Source organism: Komagataeibacter kakiaceti JCM 25156, from assembly GCF_000613305.1.
This window is the reverse complement of record NZ_BAIO01000330.1, coordinates 1-2,697: the sequence shown is the minus strand read 5'-3', so window position 1 is coordinate 2,697 and position 2,697 is coordinate 1. Positions and strand designations below refer to the sequence as shown.

At 66.7% G+C, this 2,697-nt stretch carries 1 protein-coding gene and 1 pseudogene; both read right to left on the bottom strand.

The window, feature by feature from the left end:
• Positions 1-1,413 (bottom strand): annotated as a pseudogene (locus JCM25156_RS24365) (mannitol dehydrogenase family protein); the annotation flags it as partial.
• A gap of 42 nt (positions 1,414-1,455) precedes the next feature.
• Positions 1,456-2,571: an FUSC family protein gene (locus tag JCM25156_RS13250; protein ID WP_025813453.1), complete on the bottom strand. Its 1,116-nt coding sequence runs from the start codon at positions 2,569-2,571 to the stop codon at positions 1,456-1,458.
• Positions 2,572-2,697: the final 126 nt, after the last annotated feature.

The window sequence follows — 2,697 nt, the reverse complement described above, 5'->3', positions numbered from 1 at the left end:
GCGGCGATCACCGCCGCGTCAAGCGCCGTGGTGTCCATGTCGCGCCAGCATCGAACGCGGACAGCGCCAGACCGGCCGACAGGTCATCGGAACGGGCCAGCGCCAGTTCATCCGTATCCAGCGTCGGTTCGATGGGGGTATAGGTCTGCCCCTTCTCGTCACGCCCGCGCAGCATTTCCAGATACGCGGCGATGCCGAAGGCGATCCGGTCGAGCGGACGCCCGCTGGCCAGCGACCGGCGCACGGTATCGGTCCAGAAGACCCGCACCTTGGAGGCGCCGTCACTGCATATGCGCAGCAGCGTATCCGCCACCGCCGGGTTGGAAAACCGGCTGAGCAGGCGCTTGCGGTAGGCATCCAGATCCACGCCCGCCGGGGCGTCGATCTGGGGCATCGCGTCCTGTGTCCAGTAGGCGTTGGCCAGACGCTCCAGCTCCGCGTCCTGCACCGTTTCATGGGCGTAGCGATACCCCAGCAGCAGCCCGGCCGAACCCAGCAGGAGATGCGCGGCGTTGAGCATGCGCACCTTCACCTGCTCGTAGCCCGCCACGTCCGCCACGAACTCCACCCCTGCCTTTTCCAGCGCGGGGCGGCCATTACAGAATTTGTCCTCCAGCACCCACTGGCTGAAATCCTCCGCCAGCACGGGCAGGTCATCATCCAGCCCGCTGGCCGCGTTCAGCGCCTTGCGCGTCGCCGCGTCCACGCCGGGGGTGATCCGGTCCACCATGGAACAGGGAAAGGTGACATTGGCCTCGATCCATGCCGCCAGATCCGCGTCCAACGCGCGGGCGTACCCCACGAAGCTTCATGCGCGACATGGCCGTTGCTGCGCAGGTTGTCACATGACAGGACGGTAAACGGCCCCGTGCCCGCCGCCCGCCTGCGGCGCAGGGCCTCGACCACGTAGCCGAACACGGTGGCGGGCTGGCGCGGATTGTCCAGATCGGCGCGAATGGCCGGGGTATCGAGCCTGAAACGCCCGGTTTCCTCATCAATATTGTAACCGCCTTCCGTTATCGTCATGCTGACGATGCGGGTCTTGGGATCCACAAGGCGGTCCAGCACCGCATCGGGGTTGGCGGGGGCGAGCAGATATTCGCGCAGCGCCCCGATCACGGACACCGTGCGCACGCCATCGGCCGTGACTTCCGTCAGGGAGTACAGGCAGTCCTGCTGCTGGAAGGCGCGGGCCTTGGCCTCGCTGCGCGCGCCACCGCTCAGCCCCACGCCCACGATCCCCCATTCCGACTGCCCCGGCAGGGCGAGGCATCTGTCCACGTACCAGGCTTCATGCGCACGGAAGAAATTGCCGACACCAAAATGAACGATCCCGCGTCCCACCTCCGCCAGTTGATAATGTGGCGCCTGCACGCCGGCGGGAAGATGCTTCAGGGTTGTTTCATTCAGCATGGTGTCTTTCGAACTCCTTGTATGTATGTGCGCGGGCCGGTCCTATCTCCTGTCCGCGCTGTCGGCGCTGACCGGCCCGAAGGAAACTTCTGCCAGAAGCGGGTGCCCCGTAAGCGGGAACGGGCCATCATCGGTGCGCCCGTCCGACCAGATGTTGCGTATGGCAAGCCGCATGTCGGCATGCAGCAGCCCCACGGCGAAACGCATGACGGGTGTCCAGTGTTCCCCCGTCCGCTCCAGGCGGTCCAGCATGTCACGCATGCCCTCACTGTCCAGCGCGTGGCCCCGGCGGGTAGCGGCGGTCGCATCGCAGCGGTCCGCCATCTGGCCCAAAAGCAGGACCACCATGTCGCGTTCGTGGCCGAGCATGTCGCCCATGCGGGCGGTTTCGCCCTCCACCGCCGCGCGTGCAATGAAGATAGCATCCGAACGGATCCGACGCAAAAGCCCCGGCAGGCGCGCCACCAGCGGGTCATGGCGGGCAAGGGCGCCGGGATGCTCCACTTCTGCCTCCTGCACGCCGTCATTGATGTCCTGCAACAGCGAACGGCACGTCACATCCGCCATGGCCAGCGTGTCATAATCGGGATGCTGGCGCAGCGCGCCACCCAGCAGGTCGGCCAGCCCGCGCAGCAGGGTGGCGGAATCCGCCAGCACCTCGCGCCGCGCCTCGTTGCGCAGGACGAAGAATGAAACCGCGAACGACACCACGACCCCGGTCATGATCGAGGCGATGCGTTGCAGCGGGCGCGAAAACGGCGCGCCGGTGGAGGGAAACAGCAGCACGACCATCAGGGTCACGATCGCGACCCGCATCTTGGGCCGCAGCGCCACGACAACCGCCAGCGGCATGAGCATGACCCAGAACACCATGCCCAGCGAAAGGCCGTACCACTGTTCCAGCGCGATGGCGGACATGCCCGCCGCCGCCCCGATCAGCGTGCCGACAACCTGCTCACGCCCGGTGGAAAGCGTCTGTGTCAGGCGGGTCTGGGTAATGACGATGACCGATGTGATCAGCGCCCAGACCGGTTCCTCCAGATGGATGAGCGTGGCGACGATGCCGGACAGGATGAGCGAGACATTCATCCGCACGACCTGCCGCCACGTCCCCCTGCGCATGATGGAACGCAGCATGACCCGCAGGCGCGCCCCCATGCGGGTCAGTGCCCGGCACTGTCAGGCAGGGGAAAGGGCACCCAGCGCAGGCCATCGGCATTCTGCACCAGAAACAGGACGGTCCGGCGGTGGGACGCGCGCGCGGCGTCGATCTGGCGGCGCAGG